Annotated in this window: 15 protein-coding genes and 1 riboswitch; of the genes, 6 read left to right on the forward strand and 9 right to left on the reverse strand. The window is 62.0% G+C overall.

Translation table 11 applies throughout. The features are described from left to right. Both AB5Z20_RS03905 and AB5Z20_RS03910 read left to right on the forward strand, forming a co-directional pair. On the forward strand, window positions 1-2,180 hold a 2,180-nt coding region (locus AB5Z20_RS03905; RefSeq protein WP_368156331.1), incomplete at its 5' end, for a C69 family dipeptidase. A gap of 362 nt (window positions 2,181-2,542) precedes the next feature. Next, a riboswitch (cobalamin riboswitch) is annotated at window positions 2,543-2,669 on the forward strand. Window positions 2,670-2,837: 168 nt separating this feature from the next. Beyond that, complete coding sequence (locus AB5Z20_RS03910; RefSeq protein ID WP_368156332.1) at window positions 2,838-7,361, forward strand: FIVAR domain-containing protein; 4,524 nt, start codon at window positions 2,838-2,840, stop codon at window positions 7,359-7,361. A gap of 181 nt (window positions 7,362-7,542) precedes the next feature. Here the strand turns inward: AB5Z20_RS03910 and hypE are convergent, their stop codons facing one another. The 7 genes from hypE to trxA all read right to left on the reverse strand — a co-directional run bounded on the left by hypE (window position 7,543) and on the right by trxA (window position 13,868). Then, window positions 7,543-8,577, reverse strand: coding sequence for a hydrogenase expression/formation protein HypE (gene hypE / locus AB5Z20_RS03915; protein ID WP_368156333.1), 1,035 nt, complete (start codon window positions 8,575-8,577; stop codon window positions 7,543-7,545). Window positions 8,578-8,625: 48 nt separating this feature from the next. Then, window positions 8,626-9,738, reverse strand: coding sequence for a hydrogenase formation protein HypD (gene hypD / locus AB5Z20_RS03920; RefSeq protein WP_368156335.1), 1,113 nt, complete (start codon window positions 9,736-9,738; stop codon window positions 8,626-8,628). Then, window positions 9,738-9,998 carry a HypC/HybG/HupF family hydrogenase formation chaperone gene (locus AB5Z20_RS03925; protein WP_195920097.1) on the reverse strand — a complete coding sequence of 87 codons (261 nt, stop codon included), beginning with the start codon at window positions 9,996-9,998 and terminating at the stop codon, window positions 9,738-9,740. Before AB5Z20_RS03925 ends, hypD begins: the two co-directional genes overlap by 1 nt. 134 nt (window positions 9,999-10,132) lie before the next feature. Next, entirely contained in the window at window positions 10,133-12,541 is a 2,409-nt protein-coding gene (hypF, locus tag AB5Z20_RS03930) for a carbamoyltransferase HypF (protein ID WP_368156336.1), read from the reverse strand. 29 nt (window positions 12,542-12,570) lie between these two features. Then, on the reverse strand, window positions 12,571-13,077 hold the full coding sequence (gene nikR / locus AB5Z20_RS03935) for a nickel-responsive transcriptional regulator NikR (protein WP_117583644.1): 507 nt from the start codon (window positions 13,075-13,077) through the stop codon (window positions 12,571-12,573). Between the two features lies 1 nt (window position 13,078). Continuing rightward, window positions 13,079-13,327, reverse strand: a complete 249-nt coding sequence (locus AB5Z20_RS03940) for a hypothetical protein (RefSeq protein ID WP_006235225.1) — start codon at window positions 13,325-13,327, stop codon at window positions 13,079-13,081. Between the two features lie 220 nt (window positions 13,328-13,547). Then, complete coding sequence (gene trxA, locus AB5Z20_RS03945) at window positions 13,548-13,868, reverse strand: thioredoxin (protein ID WP_368156337.1); 321 nt, start codon at window positions 13,866-13,868, stop codon at window positions 13,548-13,550. A 136-nt stretch (window positions 13,869-14,004) separates the two neighbouring features. Between trxA and AB5Z20_RS03950 the strand changes: the two genes are divergently transcribed. Beyond that, a complete protein-coding gene (locus tag AB5Z20_RS03950) occupies window positions 14,005-14,580 on the forward strand; it encodes a hypothetical protein (RefSeq protein WP_368156339.1) in 576 nt (191 codons plus the stop codon). Between the two features lie 60 nt (window positions 14,581-14,640). Here the strand turns inward: AB5Z20_RS03950 and AB5Z20_RS03955 are convergent, their stop codons facing one another. Next, the gene (locus tag AB5Z20_RS03955; RefSeq protein ID WP_368156341.1) at window positions 14,641-15,549 is read right to left on the reverse strand and encodes a sensor histidine kinase; all 909 of its coding nucleotides are present in this window, start codon (window positions 15,547-15,549) and stop codon (window positions 14,641-14,643) included. Window positions 15,550-15,698: 149 nt separating this feature from the next. On the opposite strand from AB5Z20_RS03955, the gene AB5Z20_RS03960 reads away from it, so the two are divergent. Then, on the forward strand, window positions 15,699-15,953 hold the full coding sequence (locus AB5Z20_RS03960) for a hypothetical protein (protein ID WP_368156342.1): 255 nt from the start codon (window positions 15,699-15,701) through the stop codon (window positions 15,951-15,953). Here the strand turns inward: AB5Z20_RS03960 and AB5Z20_RS03965 are convergent. Then, window positions 15,917-16,639 carry a LytR/AlgR family response regulator transcription factor gene (locus tag AB5Z20_RS03965; RefSeq protein ID WP_368156344.1) on the reverse strand — a complete coding sequence of 241 codons (723 nt, stop codon included), beginning with the start codon at window positions 16,637-16,639 and terminating at the stop codon, window positions 15,917-15,919. The genes AB5Z20_RS03960 and AB5Z20_RS03965 overlap by 37 nt on opposite strands. Before the next feature lie 242 nt (window positions 16,640-16,881). Between AB5Z20_RS03965 and AB5Z20_RS03970 the strand changes: the two genes are divergently transcribed. Continuing rightward, window positions 16,882-23,115 (forward strand): MBG domain-containing protein, encoded by a 6,234-nt coding sequence (locus AB5Z20_RS03970; RefSeq protein ID WP_368156346.1) that lies wholly within the window; start codon window positions 16,882-16,884, stop codon window positions 23,113-23,115. Window positions 23,116-23,379: 264 nt separating this feature from the next. Next, window positions 23,380-24,405 carry a quinolinate synthase NadA gene (gene nadA, locus AB5Z20_RS03975; protein WP_368156347.1) on the forward strand — a complete coding sequence of 342 codons (1,026 nt, stop codon included), beginning with the start codon at window positions 23,380-23,382 and terminating at the stop codon, window positions 24,403-24,405. Window positions 24,406-24,436 lie beyond the last annotated feature (31 nt).

The following is a 24,436-nucleotide window of genomic DNA, read 5'->3' on the forward strand; positions in this document are numbered from 1 at the left end:
CTTGCCCGTATCGTAGGCAATGCGCCGAATGCTCGCCATCGAATTTTATCGATAGCCTATTTCAGACTGTAATGGGCATAGTCGCGGCGCTTGTGCTTGCCATGCCCGCGCCCGCGCTCGCCTGCACGCAGGTTTACATCGGTAAGAACCAGACAACGACGGGCGATACCTATGTCGGCCGCGCCGAGGACTATTCACCTCGCTACTGCAAGACCTTTGGCGTGCAGCAGCCGATCGACAACCCTGTCTTCCGTTCTTTCGAGAACGATTCTGTGCCGGGGACCGGCTTTGAGTACACCTATCAGGGTCGCTCGTATCGTTACACCTATGTTCGTGACAATCCCGATGAGTGGGATGCCCAGGACGACGAGGCAGCGTCCCGCGTGTATTCCGAGGCCGGCACCAACGAGCGCGGCGTCTCCGTTTCCGCGACGCTCACAACGGATTACAACGACGGAATCGATGCTATCGACCCTCGTGTCGACACGGGCATCGGCGAGTATAACCTGGCCGACTACCTGTTGAGCGTTTCGTCCACGGCGCGCGATGGCGTGGAGAAGCTCGGCGCCATCATCGATCAGTATGGCTCTCAGGACTGCAACCAGATCGTCATTGCCGACAATACCGAGACCTGGATTTTCGCTCAGCTTTCGGGCCATCAGTGGATTGCCGTCAAGATGGGCGACGACATGGCGTCCGTTAATCCCAACATCGGCGGCCTGCAGTATAAGGTCGATCTTGACGATGCGAGTCAGTGCCTGCACTCGGCCGATGTCGTGACGCTGCCCGAGTCCAACGGCGTTCTCGTAACCTATGACGACGGCACGCCGAACATCTTCAAGACGTATGGCAAGGAGAATTCGGGCTCGTCGCAGAATACGCGCCTGGCCCAGGGACGTGCTTACTTCGGTGCTGCCCTTGCGCCTCAGACGGACTATACCGTTGATGAACAGGGTCGCGTCACCTCGCTCATCGACCCGCAGCTGACGTTTACGCCGGGCATCAAATCCGATACGTTCACGGCGTTGCGTTCCCTCGCTGCCCGCGGTGAGCAGGATGACAGCCTCAACGCCAATCTCAACAGTGCCCTGTATGCCATCGGCAACAACAGGACGACCGAGGGTAATATCTTCCAGATTCGGTCCGGCCTTTCCAGTGATATCGCCACGATTCAGTGGGAAGCGCTTTCGCGTTGCGAGTTCAGCGTGTACCTGCCCAGCTACTCTGCGCTGTTGACGGAAGTTCCGGCTGACTACTTCCCGGCGTGGAACACGGTGGACGGCACTTATACAGGACGCAAGGACGACGTTGCGCAGGCTTTGGTCGAAAAGGACGGCAAGAACCTCGACTACGTCTTCATGGACATCAACACGCTCGCCTACAACAACCGTGCCTCGATGGGTGAGAACGTGCGCGCCTACCTCGATGTCCTTCAGAAGCAGGTTATCGCCCAGCAGGACGTTGTTGACGGGTTGATGCAGGCGACCCCTGCCGATCAGCGCACGGACCTTGCCAACAAGGCGTTTGCCGCAGTGAGCGAACAGGTCTACAACAAGGCGGCCAAGCTTCTCGATGAGATGCGCGCCTATGTGAATGCGGGAGATACCTCGAGTGCGTTTATGCCGAGCGACTATGACGCCGAGAATGGAACCTCCCGGACCCCGATTATGTACGCGTCCGCTTTTGTTGCTCCCAGCATCACGGCTCAGCCGCAGTCGGTAACGTGTACTCAGGGCGCTGAGGCCAAGCTGAGCGTTGCCGCGACGGTTGATGACAGCGTGGATGGCTCGGATGCCCAACTTACCTACCAGTGGTTCGTCAAGGGCGAGGACGGTAACTTCTCTGCCATCGACGGGGCGACGGCGGCTGAGTACGTCGCCGCGACGACCGAGGTCGGTTCAAAGGTGTATCGCGTTGAGGTGACGAGTGCTGCCGGGCTGGTTTCCACGTCCGATGAAGCGACGGTGACCGTGACGCAGGCTGCGCAGGAGGAGCCTGGGCAGAAGCCCGGTCAGAAGACGGATGTGAAGACGGACGTCAAGACCGATACCGCCAAGAAGGCGACCAAGGGAAGGCTTGCCAAGACCGGTGATTCGTCTGTGGTGACCGTGGCGCTTCTGACGGTGGCTGGAGTTCTGGCCGTTATGGGGGCCGTGCTTATCCGCAAGCGTGTGAATTAACCGGAGCGGGTCATAGACGACAGCCCTAACTAAAAACGGTCCCGTACGAGTAATCGTGCGGGACCGTTTGCTTGAGCTAAAGCAAAATGAGCGGGCCAAAAAGCCCCCGTGGGACTGAGGGGGCCAAAAGTCCCTGTTAAAACGCTTAAATGGCTTCTAACAGGTACATTTGGCCCCTTCAGCCCCACGGGGGACATTCGGCCCGCTCAATCTTGCGGGCGGGCTTGGTTCGTTAGCGGCCTAGTGGCGATATGGGTTGCCTATAGGTGGTCATCCGGGAGCCATATGGCTCGGGTATGGCGGTTTTTTGTGTAGCGCATTGACCGATTTACCTGCGGTAACGTACACTTCCTCCGATTAAAAATAGAAGCCGGAGCACGGGTGCGCGCGAGCGCATAAAGGGGAATCGGGTGAGAATCCCGAGCAAGGCGGTTACTGTATGCGGGCGCGCCCGCGAGTCAGATTACCTGCCCGCGCTCTTCTCGAAACCGAGGACCTCTCTGTTTGCCGCTGGATTCCGGTCTACAAGGGGTGCTGCTGAGCGTGCGTTTTGCTGCCGATAGGGTGGCTGACGTGCGCCTTTGTGCTGCCGGGGTATCGCCTGTCCCGCCTTCTTCGCCATGGCTCTATTGCAGGTTCGCGAAAGAAGGAGAACGGGTGACGCGAAACAACATTATGCTCAAGCGCCTGGGAGCCGCTGCTTTCTCGGCGCTGCTCGTCTGGTCGATGCCGGGTACGTCGGCATTTGCCGAGGGCGTGGCAGAGATCGCTGTGCAGGCGCAGGCCCAGGCCTCGCAGCAGGCGGATACTGCCGAGAATGCCGACGAGTCGAGTTTCACTGCGGACGAGCAGACGGGTGCTGAAGGCGCCGAGGCATCGGCGGACGAGGCGAGCTCCGAGGCCGCTCCGTCTGCCGATGAGAGCCTTGCTGCCGCGGCGGACATCGACGACGAGGATGCCGATGCTCAGCAGGCACGCGGCGCGCGCGTCGCCAAGGCCGGCGAGACCGTGATGGTCTCTTTTGCCGATGAGCTGCCCACCACCATCGAGGCCGGGGCTGTCGTGAAGCTCACGGCGAATATCAGCCTTGAGGCTGGCCAACAGATCGAGACCGTGGCCGGTACGCTCGATGGCCAGGGCCACAGCATCGTGCTCAACGGCAAGGCGCTGGCGAAGAGCGTGGCTGGTACGGTACAGAATCTGGGCGTGACGGGTTCGATGACGATTTCTGGCACCGACGGTCCTATCGCCACCACATGCTCGGGTACCGTGCAAATGTGCTGGTCGACGGCAAGCCCCTCTGACGACAATTGGACTTTCGCTGACGCTGCCGGTCTTGTAGGCAAGCTCGATGGCGGTTCGGTGCTCAACTCGTATTACGCCGGCAGCCTCAGCGGCATGTCCTTTGGCGGTTACGGCCTCGTTGCCTGGTATCAGTCTGGCACCGTGACCAACAATCTGTTCACTGCGGGCGATCAGGCGTGCGGCTACAAGGTCGATTCTTCCTTTGGCAGCAAAATCTCTGTCGACGACCTCAAGACCCAGGCCTCGGTCGATAAGCTCAACACCGATGCCCCTGCCACCGGCTTTACCTGGTCTGCGCAGGGCGGTTTGCCTGTGCTGATCTCGGGCGGCGCTGCGGTCGTCGTGAACAAGGATGCCCTCAAGGCTGCGATTGACGATGCCAACGCCAAGATCGAGAACGACTACACGGCCGAGAGCTGGTCGAAGCTCGCTGAGGCCCTTGTGAGCGCTCAAGACGTCTACGCCAACGATGACGCCAAGCAGGCCGAGGTCAACGCCGCAACCAAGACGCTCACCGATGCCATTGCCGCGCTCGAGAAGCCCAAGCCCACCGAGCCCGTGGCTCAGCCGCAGAACGTAGTGCACCTGAGCTCGCAGAGCGACCTCGAAAACAAGTTCAAACCCGCCGACGCCGACGCCTATTACGTTCTCGACAACGACATTACCATCGATGACGAGTACTTCTTTGCTCCCATGGGCATACTTGCGGGCACACTCGACGGCCAGGGCCACACCATCACCTTCGCCAACGGCGGTGGCGTGAAGTCGCTCATGGGCGGCGTTGCCTCCACGGGCGTGGTGCAGAACATCTCGTTTGCCGGCAAACTGAAGCAAGCGACGGACGGCAAGGCGTTCGGCCCCCTGGGCAACAGTGTGCAGGGCGCCGTGCTCAACTGCTCCACGAGCGTGACCGGCAAGGGCGTTGCGGGCTTTGCGCGCACGTTCGACGGCGGCATCGTGTCCAACTGCGTGTCGACCTCCGAGGGCACGGCGGGCGCGCTGTTCGCGACCTACAACGCGGGCCAGCTCGTCAACACCTACTGGGGCGCATTCCTCACCAACAAGATGGACGCCCCCGCCTCGGCGCTCATCAACTCCTATGCCGTCGACCCGGCCGACATGGCCACCGACGCCTTCGCCGACCTCGTCAACGCTAACTGCGGCGCCAACGGCAGCAGCTGGGGTATCGATAAAAATGGCACGCCGGTCTTTGGCTCGGGCAACAGCTACCAGGCGCCCGAGGATACCACGCCCGACGACACCTACACCGTGAGCTTCACGGCCAACGACGGCACCAGCCAGGCGGTTGCCGACCATATGCTCGAGGTTTCGCCCGACGCTGTGAACGCCTACCGCAAACTTGGCGTCTTTGCGCTTAAGGGCGTGCCGGCCACGAGCACCGTCACCTGGGGCACCGACGATGCCAACCGCGGAAACATCGGTATCAACGAGTCCACGGGCGAGCTCTACATCTACGACAACGCCACCGGCACGGTGACCGCCACCGAGCATAAGGCCAATGGTTCCGAGCAGACCGTGGCCACCATAAAGATCAAGGCCAAGGCCAAACAGTTCGATGACTTTGAGCTGTGGTATCGTGCCTCCGACGGCACCGTGAGCGACGTGACCGATGGTGCGGCTACCGTCCAGGGCTCCGAGGTGCGCAACCTCGAGGTGCGCGTGCATTACGTCGACGCCGATAAGGACGAGTACGTGCCCGTTTCGTTCAGCCGCTTCCACTTTGCCTCGAGCGATCCTACGACCATCTACAGCAACGACTACTCGGCCTGCTTTTACTTCAAGCATGCCGGCAGTGCCACGATCACCGTTACCCCGCGCGACGTCGCATCTGCGGGCGCTGGCTCCAAGAGCGTGACGCTGACGTCAGAAGCCGTGGCCGCCACGTCCATCTCGATGGGCTATAACGAGGACGGCGCCACCGTCTACCTGCAGGGCCGCAACCCGCTCTCCGAGCGCGGCGCGTTTTTGACCGATCACGCACGCCCGGTGGTGGCGCCCGACAACGCCACCAACCGCGGCAACTTTACCGTGACGAGCAGCAATCCTGCCGTGGCGGCCTACGCCACCGCGGGCGAGATCGGCTACACGGCGTACAAGGCTGGCACCACCACGTTTACCGCGACGCTGCCCGACACGGACGCCGATGGCAAGGTCATCAGCGCGTCGTGCGACGTGACTTATGCTTACCAAAATCCGCTTGCGAGCGTGACGGCCGGCACGGACAGCCTCTACCTCAAGGCCGGCTCGGCGCAAAAGCTCGACCTGAGCTTTACCGGTAAAAACGACGCGGACGGCTGGAGCGTGACCGAGCCCGGCCTCACCTGGACGTTCAAGACGCTCGACGGCAAGGACGCCTCGGGTATCGTGGGCATCGACCGCATCGAGAAGGGCGCCTGGAAGCACGTCGACGGCGCTCCCGATGACGGCCTGTACGCGGCCTCGAGTGACTACACGGTGACTGCGCTTTCGGCCGGCACGGTGGTCGCGACGGGTACGCCGGTGGACACGACCGCCGGTGCCGAGCCCGTGACGCTTACCATCACCGTGGCCGGTGTGGCCGCGAGCCCCGCCACGAGTGAGTCCGCCTCGGCGGGCATCGATGCTGCCGCTGCGTTCATCGACGTGCGCCGCAGCTCCGACGCCTTCCAGTACGGCGACGAGTGGGAGATCTACGACTTTGCCAAGGCGGGCCGCAAGATCGATTCCAAGCTGCTCGACAACTACCGCGCCTCGCTGGCCAAGCACAAGGCCGAGTGGGGGAGTGCGACCTGCGCTCTGACTGAGACCGAGCGTGTGGCGCTGGCCCTCTCCGCCATCGGCGAGGACATCACCGACTATGACGGCGTCAACCTGGTCGAGCTCATCTGCAGCCGCACCGATATGACGCGCGCCAACGAGAAGATCTTTGCGCTGATGGCGCTTAATGCGAGCGGCTCGGATGTACCCGCCGGTTCTGCCTGGACGCGCGCGAGCCTCGCGGACGCCGTCTGCGAGCTTCTCGGCAGCGACGACGCCGTGGAGGGTGCGCGTCTGGGCGACGTGGACCTGACGGCCATGGCGATCCAGGCCGTGGCGCCCTATGAGGGCGACACCAAGGTCGATGCTGCCATCGAGAACGGCCTCTCCTACCTCAAGGGCAAGATGAGCGCGGGCACCTGTGATTTCGGTTCTGCCGAGGCCAATGCCCAGGTGATCCTCGCGCTGCTTTCGCTCGACCGTGACCCGGCCAACCCCGTTAACGGGTTTGCAAATGCCGTGACCAACGTGGTCTGCGCGCTGGACCTGTACCGCGTGGACGGCGGCAACGGCTATGCGCACAGCAAGGGCGGCGCGGCCAACGCCATGGCGACCGAGCAGGCGCTCCGCGCGCTCACGACGTATCGTGTCTCCTCGGGAGAGACGATTGCCTGGAAGACGGCCGTGACGGCGGGCAAGGGCTCGAGCAGCAAGGACCCGCAGAAGCCCACGGTGGCGCCGGGCGTCCTGACGCCGGGTGCCGGGTCGGACGGCGGTGCCGGCAACGGGACCGCCGGTTTTGCGGGCGTAATGGCTCCTGTGGCCGCCAAGATGGCCGGTGCTTCCTCGAGCGAGGGCGCCAAGGCAGCTGGCGATTCCAAGGCCGAGGCCGAATCCGGCAAGAAGGATTCGACGGAGTCTTCCGTCGCCGGCAAGACAGACAAGAGCGGCAAAAAGTCGGGCACGTCCGGCAAGACCGCCACGTTGAGCGCCGGCGCCGCCAACAAGGCTGCGGACGCGGGCTCGAACGGCTTTGCCATCGCCGGTGTTGCCGTGGGCATCGTCGGTATCGCGGCCGTCGGCGGCTGGTTTTTCTACACCAAGCGTCGCGCGGCGTAGCGAGCGTCTGCCTGACAGGTAAATACTGCAAGGAGTATGGTTTTGCAAAGCGAAGGGCCCTCCTGCCGATCAGCTCGGCAGGAGGGCTCTTCCATCTCCCCGCAGTTTGAGTGGGCCAACGTCCCAGTGAAAATGGGCGGGCCGATTGTGGCCGGATGCTGGGCAGCTTGCAGAGCAGCCGCTAGCAAATTCTCGGCAGCTGCTCTCCCACGAGCATGTCGAGGATACGGGTCGAGCCCCAGCCGGTGCGCACGCGCACGGCGGGACGGGAGCCCTCGGCAAGTGGCAGCACGCGACCGATGATGGCGGCATTCTCGCCGTAGCGGGCGGCGCGCATGGCGCTCAACGCGGCATCGGCTTGCTCGGCCGGCACGACGGCAACCATCTTGCCCTCGTTTGCCACCTGCAGCACATCGTAGCCGAGCATCTCGCAGGCGGCCTGCACGTCGGGACGCACGGGCACGGCATCCTCGTCGACCTCCATGGCAACACCGCTGGCCTGGGCAAACTCGTTGAGTGTGGACGCCAGGCCACCGCGCGTGGGGTCGCGAAAGCAATGCGTGCCGGGCGCTGCGGCCAAAACGTCGGCAATCAGGTGGTTGAGCGGTGCAGCGTCGCTTTCTATCGTGCTCGAAAACGCCAGGCCCTCGCGTTGGCTCATGATGGCGATGCCGTGGTCGCCCAGCGTACCCGATACCAGAATGACATCGCCGGGCTGGCAGTTGGCACCGCTGAGCGCCACGCCCGCGGGAACCTCGCCCACGCCGGTGGTATTGATGTAGACGCCGTCGGCCCCGCCGCGCTCGACCACCTTGGTGTCGCCCGTGATTATGGACACGCCCGCTTCGCGCGCCGTTTCGGCCATCGTCTGCACAATCTGGCGGAGCTTATCCATGGGATAGCCCTCTTCGAGGATAAATCCGCACGACAGGTAGCGCACGTTGGCGCCCGAGGTCGCGACGTCGTTGACGGTTCCGCACACGGCAAGGCGGCCGATGTTGCCACCGGGGAAGAACTGCGGCGAGACTACAAAGCTGTCGGTCGACATGGCGATGCGCCCGCTCGCGGGCAGCGCGGCGACGCCGGCGTCGTTGCCCGCGAGCAGCTCGGGCGACCCAAAGGCATCCAAAAAGACCTCATCGATGATGCGTTTCATCATCTGACCGCCAGAGCCGTGGCCCAACAGGACGGTGCTATCGGTGGTGCTATGGGACATATCCAAAACTCCAATCGTGGGTGGTGCCGGCGTGCGGGTGCGTCCGGGCTAGTCGCGATAACGGTAGTACGCCGCGCAGCTGCCCTCGGAGCTCACCATGCACGGGCCGACGGGGTGCTCGGGCGTGCAGGTGCGGCCAAAGAGCGGGCAGCTGCTCGGCGTAATGGCCCCGCGCAGCACGTCGCCGCAGCGGCACCCACGCGGCTCGACCGTCTCCTCGACGGGCACGTCAAAGCGGGTACGGGCATCAAAGCGCGAGAACTCGGGGCGGATGGAAAGGCCCGAGTTGGCAATCGGCCCCAGCCCGCGCCATGTAGTGTCGCACGGCTCAAACACCTGCTCGACCAGCTGGCGCGCCACGGGATTGCCGTCGGCATTGACGCCGCGACGGTAGGCGTTGTCGATTGCGGGCCTGTCCTCGACAACCATCTGGACCAGCATGCAGATGCCCTGCAGGATATCGACCGGTTCAAATCCCGTGACCACGCCCGGGGTATTGAACTCGTCGACCAAAAAGCTAAAGGGCGCCAAGCCCGTGATGGTGGCGACGTGGCCCGGCAGGATGAAGCCGTCGATGGCGGTCTCGGGATCGTTGGCGATGGCGCGCAACGCCGACGGCGTGGTCTTGTGGGCGCAATAGACCGAGAAGTTCAAAAGCCCGCGTGCCTCGGCCTCCAAGATGGCGGCGGCGATGGTGGGCGTCGTAGTCTCAAAGCCCACGCCCATAAAAATGACCGGACGATCGGGGTTTTGCTCGGCAATGTCGAGCGCGTCGAGCGGGGAATAGACGATGCGGATGTCGCGCCCTGCCGCCTTTTGCGCGGCGAGCGAGGTGGACGATCCGGGCACGCGCATCATGTCGCCAAAGGTGGTGATGATGGCGCCGTCTATGTTGGCGAGCGCGATCGCGTGGTCGATGTCGCGGTTGGCGGTAACGCAAACGGGGCAGCCCGGGCCGCTCAGCAGCTTGAGCCCGGCCGGCATAATGGAGCGAAAGCCATAGCGACCGATGCTCACGGTGTGCGTGCCGCAGACTTCCATAAGGTTGATGATGCGGTCGCCGACGAGTTCATGGATGCGTTCGATGAGCTCGCGGGCCAGCTTGGAATCGCGAAATGCCGAAAAGTCGATACCGGAGCGCGCCGGCTGTCCGGCCGCCACTAGTATGCCTCGGCCGGGTTGCTGGCCAGTTGGTCTTCTTCTGCCAGTTCGGTCATGGTGTTGACCAGGTCGAGCGTCTCCTGCGCTTCCTGCTCGTCGACGATCTGGATGCCAAAGCCGGCGTGTACGAGAATATAGTCGCCAACCTGCGCCGTCGGCACGAGTCGTAGCGACACGGGGCGCTCGATGCCCATCATGTCGACGGTGGCCTTGAGGTCGTCGTCGCGTTTGACTACTTTACCGGGAACGGCAAGGCACATATTGTTCCCCTTTTAGACGCTTTGCGCTGGATAGGCGCTCAATAATCCATCAGTTGATGGTAGCGCTCGCGGGGTTTGCGGGCAAACGCGTTACGCCTGTGAGACGGCTGGGCACAGCGGCGTGTGAGGGCGAGCTACTGCGATGCAATCTGCGCAAGACGAGCGCTTGCGACCGCCGCCTGACCGTAGGCGATGCAGCCGTCATTGACGGGTGCGGTGTGGGGGACCAAGACAGCAAGGCCCGCGTATTTGAGCTCGCGGGTGAGGAGCTGGAGCAGAAGTCGGTTCATGAACACGCCGCCCGAGAGCGCGACGGTGCCAATGCCCTCGCGCGCGCAGATTTCGGTGGCGATGCGCGCCGAGGAGCGCGCGACGGCGACATGGAAGTCGAGTGCGAGCCTGTCGGCGGGCGCTCCGGCTTCAATTCTCTCCAAAAGTGCCTCAAAGAGTGCTTTCTGGTCCAGCACATCGGGGCCGTCCAACCACGATGGGCCAGATGTGGAATAGCCGACGTTGTCGTCGGGAAAACGGGCGATTTTGCCGTCCAGTGCACGCCAAGCGGCGGCTTCGAGCTCGATGGCGGGTTCGCCCTCGTAGGTTGCCTGGCCGCAAATGCCCAAAATCGCGGCTGCGGCATCAAACAGGCGACCCATACTGCTGGTGCGCGGACTGTTGATGCCGCGCTCGATCATCGTTGCCGTTATGCTGCGCGTTTGCTCGTCAAGGCTGTTCAAGAGCCCCACGGCTCCCGGGTGCTCGAGCAGGTCGAGCTCGCTGAGCAGGGCAAAGGCGTTGCGGCGGGCATCGTGTACGGATGCGGCGCCACCGGGAAGCGCCCAGGTGCGCAGATGCGCGACGCGCTCAAAATCGGCGAGATGGGCGACAAGAAACTCACCGCCCCATATGGTGCCGTCGGTGCCGGCACCCGTGCCGTCGAAGGCGATGCCGAGGACGCGTGCATCGGGCGCAAGCCGGCCTGCGGCAATCGCCTCTGCCATGACGCTCGCGATGTGCGCATGATGGTGCTGGACTTCGATAAGCGGCAGATTGTGCTCCCGTGCCTGCTCGCGCGCCCATTGGCTCGACAGATAACTGGGATGCATGTCGCATGCCAAGGCGGCAGGCGCCAGGTCAAAGAGGCTTTCCAGACGCGTGCGTGCGGCGCTCCAAGCATCGAAAGTCGCGCCGTTTTCGACATCGCCTATATGCTGCGACACAAAACAGGCCGCATGGCCGTCGGCGTCCTCGCGCGTGAGTGCGATCGTGGCTTTTTGCTGCGGCCCGCAGGCGAGCACACAGGGCGTGGCGTTGTCGAGCGCCGGCAACGACAGCGGCTGCGGCGCATATCCGCGTGCGCGGCGCACGGGCATGACGACCCCGTCGACTACGCGTACCACGGAGTCGTCGTAGCGCGACAGAATCGCGCGGTCGTTACCGAGCAGCGCATCGGCGATGCCGGCGGCAACAAGGTGCTCCCATGCAAGGGCATCGTCGGTCTCGATGGGCTCTTCGCTCAGGTTTCCGCTGGTCATGACGAGTGCGCTCATGCCGTGCGCCGCGGCTGCGGCGAGCAGCAAATGTTGAAGCGGGGTGTAGGGGAGCATGACGCCAAGCTCGGGCAAGTCGTGCGCGACGGATGGCGCGAGTTCGAGGGCGTTGGGGGAGCTGTGGACGTCGTTGCCGGCTGCGCGGCGACGCAGCAGCACAATGGGACGAACACTGCCGGCCAGCAGGTTGCGCTCAACGCCATCGACGTGACATAGGCACTCGGCGTCGGCAAGACTGCGCACCATAACGGCAAGCGGCTTGTTGCTGCGACGCTTGCGACGGCGCAACTCGCACACTGCCTGTTCGTTGGCGGCGTCGCAGGCTAGGTGAAACCCACCGAGACCCTTGACGGCGACGATGCCGCCGCCTGCCAGCAGCTCGACGCAGCGTTCGATGATGGCATCGCTGGCCTCGCGCCACGTAATATGCGGTCCGCAATCAAAGCAGGCATCGGGCTGCGCGTGAAACCGCCGATCGAGCGGGTCGGCATACTCTGAGGCGCAGGTGGGGCACATGGGAAAGCGATCCATCGAGGTGGCCGCTCGGTCATAGGGCAGCGAGCGGATGATGGTAAAGCGTGGTCCACAGTTGGTGCAGTTGATAAAGGGGTAGTGAAAGCGTCGGTCGGCGGGGTCGAATAGCTCGCGCAGGCAGTCATCGCACGTAGCGATGTCGGGCGAGATGAGCGTCGTGTGGGCGGTTTGATCCTGCGACGCCACAATGCGAAAGTCCCGCTCATTAGCGGCGTCCCAGTTGCCGGGTGCTAGGTCCACAACCTCGACATGCTCCACGCGAGACGCCGCAGGCGCATGCTCGGAAAGCGCGTCGACAAATTCGTCGAGTGCTTCGCCAGGAGCGTGCGCCTCGATATGCACGCCGTCGCCCGCGTTAAGCACCCAGCCGCAAATGCCGTGCGCCATGGCCTCGCGATACACAAACGGTCGCATGCCGACACCCTGCACAATGCCCGTTACATGGATATGCGCATGTCGCATGCGACCCTCCTTCGTTGAAATGTGTGCTGTTACAGCCCCAGGCTCTGCTCGGTGGCGGCGCAGGTGAGCTCGCCGTGTTTAACGCCGCGCAGGCCCAGCAGACGGTCAGCCAGCTCGTAGACACGCTCGCCGCGACCCTTAAGTGCCAGAATCTCCAAACAGTTGTGGTGATCCAGATGCACGTGCATGGTCGATACGATCTCGTCGGTGTAGTCGTGTTGCACCTCGTCCAGGCGGCGCGTCAGGTCGCCGGTGTGATGGTCGTAAATCATGGTGAGCGACCCGATGACCTGCTCGTCGGGCGTTCGCATCTGTTCCTTGGCAATCGAGGCGCGAATCAGGTCGCGCACGGCCTCGGAGCGGTTGGCCACGTCACCGCGGCGTGCGATCTGCTCGTCAAAGCGGCGCAGCAGGTCGTCGGGCGCGGTGACCGAAAAACGGACCAGCTCGGAGGCGGAGCCGCTGCAACGGCAGCCCGCGTCGCCGGTCGGCCCGTGCGAATGCTCGTGCCCGCAGGTGTGCTCGTGCTCGGCCACGCTACACCAGCTTTACGGAGCCAACGGAGTTGTGGTCGGCCTCGATGGCCTCCTCGTAGCCCTCGAGTGCGTCGTGCGCCTCGTGGAGCGCTGCCATGGCGGCCTCGAGCTTGGCACCAATGCGCTCCATATCAAAGTTCTCGGTTGCATGCAGCAGCTGATGGCTCCACTCGTGGGCGAGCTCGATCGTGTCGTCGACCTGCTTGACGCTCATGGCAAGCTGGCTCATGTTCATTCCGACGTCATGCATGGGAAATCTCCTTTTGTACGGGTCTATTCGGTGGTTCAGATTCTACTACGCCCGCTTTGCGCATCGCCGCATAAGAAAACGGGTGCGAGTCCGTCTGACCCGCACCCGTTCACTGGGGGCTGTTTGTGATTACCATACTATCCGTGGTCGCGGGCGCAGCACCCGGCTCTCCGGTGAGCGGCGCAAAACCGCTCATGGACGGCAGCACATGAGCGGCGTATTACAGGTGCTTCTCAAGCAACGCCTGCAGCCTGGCCTTGGGCAGCGCGCCAACGGAGCGGTCGATTTCCTCGCCGTTCTTAAAGACAACCAGCGTGGGGATGCTCATAACGCCAAACTTCATGGCCAGGTCCTGATTGTCGTCGACGTTGCATTTGGCGACGGCAAGTTTGCCGGCCAGCTCGTCGGCCACTTCATCAACAATGGGCGAGAGCGAGCGGCAGGGACCGCACCACGGTGCCCAAAAATCAACCAGCACGGGAAGGTTGCCGTTAACGACGGAATCGAAGTTCTCGGGGGTAATCTGCTTAATGTCAGCCATGGTGACCTCCATAGTGCGACGCGGCTCGGCCGCGTAAAACTCAGTACGACCGTGCTTATACCCAACGGTCCGCAAAGCAAGCACTCGCGGTCGGCTCTTTTATATAATGGTGGGCATGCAAACGATTGGAGAGCACATGCCCACGTCACAAAGCCAGAAAAAAGAAGCCATCGCCCAGGCGACCGAGCAGGAGCTCGCATCGCTCGCGGGTCGCGGTGTGCGTATCGCGGGCAACGCGTGCTCGCCGATTGTGCTGGTAAAAGGTGATTTAGACGATGCCGAGCGTGCGGGCGGCGAGCTGGCTGCCGGTCCAGACGGCGCCGCGCTGCGCAAGGCGCTCGGTGCCATCGGCTACGCGCCCGAGGATTTCTGCGTGCTGGCAAGTGTTGCCGGCGCGGGCGACGGAGCGGTTGCGATAGGCGAGGGCCTGCCGTGCGAGCTGTTCCGCGAAGCGCTCGAGGCCTTGGACCCCGAGGCGGTCCTGCTGTTGGACGATCGCGCGGCCGATACCATGCGCGAGACCTATGCCGACATGCTCGTGGCAATCGACGACTTCGATACCGCCATGCTCAAGCCCGGCTTGGTCGCCCATGTGCAGGGTCGTCGCGTGCTCGCGCTCGACGGTTTTGAGGCGGCGCTCACTGACAAAGCCGCCAAGCAGCGCATGTGGGCATACATCAAGCAGCTGACCCCGGCAGCCGCGCCGCTGTAGCGGACCGGAGCCGGTAAGGCGGCCCTGACGGGTCGAGCGCGGCGCCGACTTGTCGCGCCCTTACATCACGGCGCGCAGCTCAAACCGGTCGCCGTTGATGCGAAACTGGCAGTTGCCGTTCATGCGTTCGACGGCAAGCTTAATGCTCTTGGTTCCAAAGCCGTGTCCGGTGTGTCCGGCTACGGGCATGCCGTCGACCATGCGCGGCGGGCGCCCAAACGTGTTGGAGACCAAAAGCAGCAGTTGCCCGTCCTCGCAACGCAGGTCCAGATCGACGAATCGCTTGCCCTGGGGAGCGGCGCTTGCGGCGACGATGGCGTTGTCCAGGGCGTTAGAGAGCACGCTAAACAGATCGACGTCGGCTACGTGGACGCTCTCGGGCACGGCGGCGCGCAAATCGGCGGTGATGCCGTTTCGGTTGATATCGGAGCTAAATGACGAAAGCACGATATTGACCGTGTCGTTGGCGCAGTAGCGGCGCACGGCGGTGCGGTCGTTCGTCTCGCAGAGCTCGTCGATGCGCTCGAGTGCCTCGTCGATGCGGCCCTCCTCGATCAAAGCCGCAAGGCCGCGCAGGAAGTGCCGCATGTCATGGCGGAGGACCGAAAGCTCACGTCCAGATTGGCGCCAGGCCTCGAGTTCCTTGATGGCCGCGCTGTCGCGGGTCGCAAGCATCCAGCGCTCGCGCTCGGCGGTTTCCTTTGCCTCGTATTCGCGCAGATACACAGCAAGAAACATAAGGTAGAACGCGCAAAGCGCAAACGCCAAAAACTCAACCGTCACCACGGAGCCCGAGTGGAAGAGCGTGGTGTAGACGTTAGTGGCGTAGTCAAAGATGTAATAGACGAGCGGCAGGATGAGTAGAATCTCGAGCTCGGTGGGGCTTTTAACCGCCAGGCGCGGGCCGATGTCGCTGGCCCAATGCAGCAGGATTGCAAAGACGACGGCCGTGGTGATAATGCGTGCCACGTAGTACGCGATTTGCGAGTCGGTGGCGGCGAGCGCGGCATGCCCATCCAGTTGCTGAACTGGCAGCTCAGATAAGCACTGGTGACGCCCAGCATAACGAGCAGCGGGCTCAGGCGATAGCGCGCGCACAGATAGATGACGAGCGGCAGATGCACGACGAGCGGATATACCTGACGGGCGAAAAGCTCGCCGCCGACGGCATTGGCGAGGCCGAATGTGCATCCGGTTACGGCGCTGACCATCACGAGCTCAAGCGCATGACGCCGGTTGATCTCGATACCGCAGAGCGCCGCCGAGGCAAAAACGCCAAAAAGCAGGGTCGTTGCGTGGTGAATTGCCCAAAGCATCATCTCGGCCGTGGGGAGCATCAGCGCCTCCCGCTCTCGAACCGTGCCGCAAAGTAGGCATCCTGGAAACCCTGCTTGCAGCTGCGCGCCAGCGGGATGCAAGCGCCCGAGCGCATGACGATATCCGTGCGGTTGAAGTGGTCGATATTGCGCAGGTTGACCTGGTAGCTACGGTGACATCTAAAGAAGCTTGCGTTTTTGGCCAGCTGGTCCTCGATGTTGCGGAACGGCTCGAGCGCCTCGATGTCGCGCCCGTCGCGCAGGTGGAATACCACGTGCTTGTTGCGGGCCTCGGCATATTCGATATCGGACAGGCGCAGGGCATGGTAGCCAAAGGACGTTTTGGTCACGAGCTCATCGGTCACGGCGGGTCGCATGCTCGAAAGCTCGTCGAGCAGTTGCGCCAGGCGTTCGTACGTTACGGGCTTGAGCAGGTAGTCGAAGGCGCGGACCTCATAGGACTCCAGCGCGAACTCGGGCGATGAGGTGAGGAACACCAGGCGCACGGCGGTGTCGGATTGGCGCAGCTCCCGCGCGGTATCCATGCCGTTGACGAGCGGCATGATCATGTCGAGCAGAATGATGTCGGCACGCGATGCGGCATGGCGGGCCAGCAGGTCCTCGCCGCGCGTGACGAGCGCAACGTCGACTGCCGTGCCCGTCTCGGTCGACCAGCGGTCGATCATCCGGTGCAGTCTATCTAGAAAAGCGACGTCGTCGTCGCAGGCGATAATCTTGAGCATTCGAGCCCCCTTAGTAGTTCGATTTTGCCACATTGGGTGCGCGCCGCCCGCGGAGGCGTGTCCCATTTGCGCCCCAAGGCGTGCAACTCGCGCCAAGCGGCAGGGCGTCAGTTTTGACGACCGCACAATACTCCATGGATACACATGTCAATCGATGCCGGCGGTCGGACGGGGAATCATGCCGGCCGCCGGCGCCAGGCGATAACGAACATTGCGAAAGCATAGGGGTAAGGGGAGCTATGATGAGGGAGAAGAAGATGGGGATGCGCAGACTTGCTGCTTGCGTGCTGGTTGCAGCGCTGGCGCTTGGGGGTGCGGCGACGACGCTCGCCACGCCTACGGTAGCGGAGGCGTATCCGCAGGGCGCGACGTTTCCAATAAGGTCGAAGGATGACCTGTCATACTACGAGAAAGATAAGCCTGTAGTGCTTAAGGCCGGCGAGGACTATGTCCTTGCCGGCACGGTTGATATCGACCACTATGAGGTCGAGGGCGGCACCAAGGAGAATCCGACCCGCCTATATTTCACCGACAGCTCGTCTCTGGGCGGTCCGCTGACCGTCAAGCGCGACCTTACGTATTCACAGCACCCGCTCTTTGTGCTCAAGGGCGGCTATGTCGAGTTCATCGGCGATTCAGGCAGCTCGACTGTGGTTCGCTGCGATGGAAAAACGTTTTTGAGCGACAGTAACGATTACAGGGCACACGGCGGCATCGATAAGCCGAGCACGGGCAAAAGCCTCAACCTTACCGTGAAAAACCTCAAGCTTGTTTCAAAGACTGGTAACAAAGATACCGATCGGGCGATCACGCTCTATGGAACCATGGGTGCGGGGGAGACGGCCAGCTTCACGAACGTGAATGTCAGCGGTTGGAACTGTGTAGAGAACGGCCGGAGCAGCTATTGCAACGACAAGAACACCTACACTGCATCTCCTGCTCCGGTTACTATTCGCGGTTCTCAGGTTGCGGTTAATGCGACCTTTACCAATTGCACCTTTAGCAACAACGCCGACGACTGTGTTGGCGCCCTGAGCGTAGTCGGAAGAAACGCCAGGCCCCATGTAACGCTGAACGGTTGCAAGTTCGAAAACAATACCCAGTCGATGATTGCATGCGACTACTTGAAGGTCGAGGGCAATCATCTGCACTCGGGCAATATTGTTGTCGGGAACGCTGACCTGTCGGTGAAGAACTGCAGCATTCGTTCTACGCCAGATACGGGCTCGACTTCGTGGGATGGCCCCTGCGAATACATGACTAAAGACTATAAGATGCATATGACGAGCGGTATTGCGGTGGCGGCAGATGCCTCTTGCACTATCGAGAGTTCGACTATCGACGACCTGTATGTGTCTCCCTTCTATGATGATTATGGTCATAAACTCGACGCTCAGGACTCGCTGCGTAGCGCTGTATACGCTCTCGGCTCTGTGACGCTCGCTGGCAACACGAAGGTCACTACGGCCAAGGCGAAGGGTGTCGATGCGTCCGATGTCGGTAGCTACGGTAAGGTTCACGTCGATAAGTCTTTTGCGGGCGAAGCCGTCCTGTCTGTCGACGATACCAAGTTCGATCCCGAGTCCAATAAGCAGTACTACTACTATGAGTATGTGAACCTTGGCACGAGCGATCTTTCGCAGGAGGATCTTGCGAGCAGGCTCAAGCTTGCCAACGCCGACCTTGCATACGACGTTACCGGTGACAAGGTCAAGGTCATCCATCGCAAGCACGAGCACGAGTGGACCTATTCCGCCAACAAGGATGGGTACAGCATCGCGGCTACGTGCAAAGGACAGTATGAGGCCTCACACTGTGTCTACTCCAGGGACGGCGAGACGATCTCGCTGATGTCGTCCAAGAGAGGCGACCTGAGCTTTACCTACAACGGCAAACAGCGCGACGCCGTGCTTGCTACGACTAAGCCGTCTCAAAAGGACAACGCTGTGACCCAGGGCAAGGTAAAGATTGTGTGCGCACGCTTTTACCGTTGCGCGGATGAGAATGACACCGTGGGCATCGAGATGGAAGGGTCGCAGCCGTGCGATGCGGGCACCTATCGCGTGGTGGCGACGGTTGCCATCGAGGGACAAAGCGATGTTACGCTCGAGCGCGTGTTCAAGATCAACCCCGCCTCGCTTGCGGAGAAGGACTCCAACCGCAAGGATCTTTGCAAGATCGAAGTCATCGGCTACGACAAGCTGAAGGATAGCGTCAGGTTCAGCAACGGTGACGTGCTCAACGACGTTCCGTCTTATAAGTGGACGGGCGAGGAGATAACGCCTCGCATTAAGGTGACGTATAAGCTTGGCGACGAATGGATTGAGCTTAAAGAGGGCGTCGATTTCGAACGCCTCGCTTGGGGCGAATCGGTTTCGGAGAAAGATCCAGGTGCGTACCGGAGCCAGCTCTGGGGCCTGGGAAACTTCGCATCCTACGAGTCAATTTACTCCTGCAAGTTTTTCTACTGGAGCATCTACGGCACGCAGTTCGAGAATGTTCAGGCCAAGGGCTTTGACGGCACCTATGATGGCAAGGCTCACTCGCCGTCGGTGACGGTCGACAACGCCCCCGAGGGCATGCAGATCGAATATAGTGTCGATGGTGGCTTGCTGTACGAAGACCGAATCCCCTCCTATACCAATGTCACGCGCGATGTCTATGACAACGTGTGTGCCGAGACAATTAAGTACCGCATTACCGCACCCGACTACGTGCCGGTGGAGGGAGAGCTTAAGATCAAGATCGCCCCCGCCGATCAGGCCGCTCCCAAGGATGTCAAGACGACGGCCGCGACCGGGCATGCCTTGGCGGATGGCAGCATCGACGTGATTGATAACACCTACGAATGGAAAGCCGAGGCCGCCGGCGACTATCAGTGGATTGCCGAAGGCGAGACGTCGGTTAAGGGCCTCGCCGCTGGCAAATACAGCGTTCGCCTTAAGGCCGACCGTAACCATAACGCCTCCGAGGCCCTGACGGTTGAGGTTAAGGACGGCCCTAAGAAGGCCGACGGTAGCGGTTGGAAACACGACGACGCCGAACACTGGAACACCTGCACCTGTGGCAAGGAGGACGTTGACCGCGCAAAGCATGACTTTGAGTGGGTCGTCGACCAGGCCGCTACGGCTGATAAGCCCGGTTCCAAGCATGAGCGCTGCAAGACGTGCGGCTACGAGCGCGAGCCTGTCGAGATCCCCGCCTTCGGCATCAAGGGCTACTCGGGCACCTACGATGGCGAGTGGCACAGCGTGACGGTTGACACCAATACCATCGCATCTATCCAGTATCGCATGAAGGGCGATACGCTGTGGCTCGAAACGACTCCGAGCATCCGCGATGCCGGCACCAAGACCTTCGAGTTTAAGGCAAAGCTCGTGTCTGGTGAGTCCTGCAAGGGCGAAGTCGAGCTTAAGGTCGATCCCTGTCCGGTGACGGTGAAGCCCATGGATGCTTCAAAGGTGTACGGTTATGACGATCCGAACTTTAAACTCGAGGCCGTTGAGGGCACGATCCCCAATGGTGAGTCGCTCTCTTGGCTCAAGATTCACCGTGAGCCCGGCGAGAACGTGGGCACCTATAAGCTGACGATTGAGCAGCGCGAGCCCCTCAACACGGTGGACAAGATCCGACAGGGTAACTATGAACTGACGCTTCTCCAGACCGGCACGTTCGAGATCACCAAGCGCCAAATTGGTGTTGGCTGGACGGTCGGAACGTATACCTATAACGGCAAGCCTCAGGGCCCCAAGGTCACGGTCAGCAATGTTGCCGAGGGTGACGAGGGCAAGGTTTCCTATAAGGTCGAGAACGCGACGGGCATCGATGCCGGCAGCTATCCGGCAAAGGTGACGGGCCTCGACGGCGACCCCGAGGTCATCAAGAATTACGCCCTTCCTACCGAAAACCTTGAGTATACCTACACGATTTATAAGGTCGAGCAGGAGAAACCCCAGGGCCTGAAGGCTACCGCCGAAACCATCCGTGGCAAGTGCGACGGCAAGATTGAAGGCGCGCACGGCGGCGTTGCCTACCGCCTGTTCCGCACCGAAGCCGGGGACGCCGATGGCGAGACCATGGTTTCCGAAGACGGTAAGATTGAGAATCTTGCCGCTGGCGACTACCAGGTCTGGTATGCCGAGACCGATAATTACATGCCGTCCACGCCTGTGGAAGTGCATGTCGGCAAGGGCAAGTACCTGAACGTCAGCCTTTCCGAGAAAAATGACGCGTACTCGATAGTGTGGCATAGCCCGAACAGACTGCAGTGGCACGAAAGCGTGGAGTTCTCGGTAAAGATCTCCGATGGCTACTACGCGGGCGACGACTTTGCTGTCAAGGCAAACGGTGTGGTTCTCGAGAAGAACGAGGGCGGAAGGTTCGTCCTGAGCGATGTCGAGGAGAATACCGCCATCACGGTCGAGGGCGTGCACAAGCACGAGGCCGTGAACGACAAATGGCTCTCCGACGACAATACGCACTGGCACGAGTGCACCTGCGGCGAGAAAATCGACGAGGCCACGCACACCTTTGAGTGGGTTGTCGACAAGGCGCCCACGGCAACCGAGGCTGGCTCCAAGCATCAGCAGTGCACGGTCTGTGGACATGCGTTGCCTGCAGACGAGATTCCTGCCGCTGCTATCGCCGGCTACTCCGACGAGTACGACGGTGCGTATCACACGGTCGATGCGACGAGCCTGCCCGAGGGCGCGACGGCCCAGTACAGCACCGACGGCAAGAACTGGTCTCCCGAGGCCCCCAAGATCAAGGACGTCGGCACACTGACTGTTTCCTATAAGGTGACGATCGACGGTGTGAAGGCCGAGGGTGAGGTTACGCTCGAGGTCAAGCCGCGCGCGATTACGGTCGCAGCTGACGACTCCTCCAAGACGTACGGCGAGGCTGACCCCGTGTTTACGTGGGCGATCACATCCGGTGAGCTTGTCGAGGGTGAGAGCCTTCAGGGTATTGAGATTGAGCGCGACGAGGACGAGGGCGTGCGCGAGGGCGGCTATGCTCTGAAGCTGACGCAGCCCGAGGGTGCAAACCCCAACTACAGCATCACGTTCGTCGATGGCACGTTCACCATCAACCAGCGTCTGCTCACTGTGACATGGGGCACCACCGAGTTCACCTATGACGGCAGGGAGCACTGCCCTGTGGCCACGCTCGGCAATGTTATCGGCAATGATGGCCTCGGCGCGACCGTCGAGGGCTCTCAGACCGAGGTCGGCACCTCTTATAAGGCGACCCTCGCCGAGCTGACGGGCAAGGCTGCGGGCAACTACACGCTGCCTGTCGGGGGTCTGACGTGCGAGTTCTCCATCAAGAATGCCGCGCAGGACGCGCCGGTGGTCCAGGCCGAGGCGGAGACCGCGAGCGGCAAGAAGGATGGCAAGATAACGGGCGTCGACGGCACCATGGAGTGGCGCGCTCAGGGCGCCGCCGAGTACCAGGCCGTGGGCGAGGGCGTGACCGAGCTCAAAGACCTCGCCGCCGGCATGTACGAGGTGCGCTACCAGGCCAAGACCAACTACGACGCCTCTGCCGTTACCGAGGTTACCGTGAAGGCGGGCCGCAAGCTCGTCGTGACGCTGCCGGACAACCAGGTGGGATACACGCTCACCTCGACGGCAACCGAGCTCGACTGGCACGGCTCCGCAAAGCTCGCCATGAGCATCGACAGTGCGTACTTTGCGGGCAAGGACTACGCCGTAAAGGTTGACGGTAAGGCCGTTAAGCTCTCCGACGCCGGCACCTTTGAGCTTAAGGACGTCGAGCACGACGTGAATGTGACGGTCGAGGGCGTGCTTAAGCACGAGCCCGACGGCTCCGGCTGGGCACACGACGCCAAGAACCACTGGCATGTCTGCCGCTGCGGCGAAGTCCTCGACAAGTCCGAGCATACCTTTGAGTGGGTCGTCGATACGCCGGCGACCACCGAGACCAAGGGCAAGAAGCACCAGGAGTGCACCGTCTGCCGTGAGAAGGGCAAGTCCGAGGAGATCGCGATTCTGACACCCGAGATCATCGACGGCAAGGGCCAGACGATGGTGGTCGACGCCGCCAAGGACCTGAGCTTCCGCTCGAGCGCGCCGATCGAGTTCTTCCAGAAGGTGCTGGTCGACGATAGGGAGGTCGCCGCCGAGAACTACGTGCTCACCGAGGGCTCCACGATCGTGACGCTCAAGGCGAGCTTCCTCAATACGCTCGGCGTGGGCGAACACAAGCTGAGCGTGGTTTCGGCCACGGGCACTGCCGAGACGACCTTCACCGTTGCCAAGGCTGCCAAGCCCGCTCCTGGCCAGACCACCGCGACTACGACCACCACGACTACGACTTCCAAGCCTAAGAAGAAGGCTGGCAAGGAGACGTTGCCTCAGTCCGGCGACAGCGCGTACGTCATGGCTGGTGCCGTACTCGCTGCCGGTGTGGCAGCTCTGCTGCTGGCGTGGGCCATGAAGCGCCGCGCTTAACCGCATGCCAGTCCCCAGCGGGTCCGGATCGAGCAATCCGGACCCGCTTTATGCCTACCGCTTCTCGGGCCAAGACAAAACGGGCTGCTCGAACCGTGCGGCAGGTCCATTTTCGACTATCCTCAGCTTGCCAGTTCGAAAATGGACCTGCCGCATGATTGAATCTTTAGTTCAACTTTACACCTAGGTTTACAGCTGTCTTGTCAGCTGTAAACCTAGGTGTCATACTAAAGCCCCAAGATTCGCCAAAAGAGAGGGGCCTTGATGGCACAGAGCGCGAACATGGATGCGTCGGAGCTTGCACGCGATATCGCGGCTGGCCTAGCATCGGCAACGACGGCAACGGAGCGCGCGGCACTGGTGCCCGCAGAGCTTGTCGAGGCCATTCAGCAACTAAAAACCCAACGTGACGCGGTGATCCTGGCGCACTACTATGTGGCGCCCGAGGTCCAAGCCGTTGCCGATTACGTCGGCGACAGCTTCTACCTGGCAAAGCTCGCCAAGAGCCTGCCGCAGCAGACCATCGTGCTGTGCGGCGTGGAGTTTATGGGCGAGAGCGCCAAGCTGCTCAACCCCACCAAGACCGTGCTGCTGCCCGAGCCGGGCGCGGACTGCCCCATGGCGCACATGGTCAAGCGCGAGACGGTCGATGCGGCGCGCGCCGAGTACGGCGACGACCTTGCCGTGGTCTGCTACGTCAACTCGACGGTCGAGATCAAGAGCTGGAGCGACGTGTGCGTCACCAGCTCCAACGCCGTCAAGATCGTGTCCGAGCTGCCGCAGCAGCACGTCCTGTTCATCCCCGATCAAAACCTGGGCCGCTTCGTAGCCGAGCAGGTGCCGCAAAAGCACGTCATCCTCAACAATGGCTATTGCCCGCGCCATCACATCATCACCGTCGAGCAGATCGTCGATGCGCAGGAGGCGCATCCCGACGCGCTCGTGCTGGCGCACCCCGAATGCAAGGCCGACGTCCTTGCCGAGGCCGACTACATCGGCTCCACCGCCGGCATCATCAAGTACGCCGAGGATTCGGACGCGAGTGAGTTCATCATCGTGACGGTCCGCGGCGTGCTCTACGAGCTCGAGCGCCGCTGCGAGGGCACCGGCAAAAAGTTCTATTTTCCCGCGGTGCAGCCCACCTGCGTCAACATGGATCTCATCACACTCGAAAAGCTCGTGCGATGCCTGGAGACGGGCGAGGGCGAGGTACAGATCGGCGTGTCGGACGAGGCGGCCGACCAGGCCAAAATTACGCTCGACCGCATGCTCGAGTACGCGGCGCGCTAGAACGATGTGACATGAGGGGCAGTCCCTTATG

Source organism: Collinsella aerofaciens (genome assembly GCF_040910245.1).
GTDB lineage: Bacteria > Actinomycetota > Coriobacteriia > Coriobacteriales > Coriobacteriaceae > Collinsella.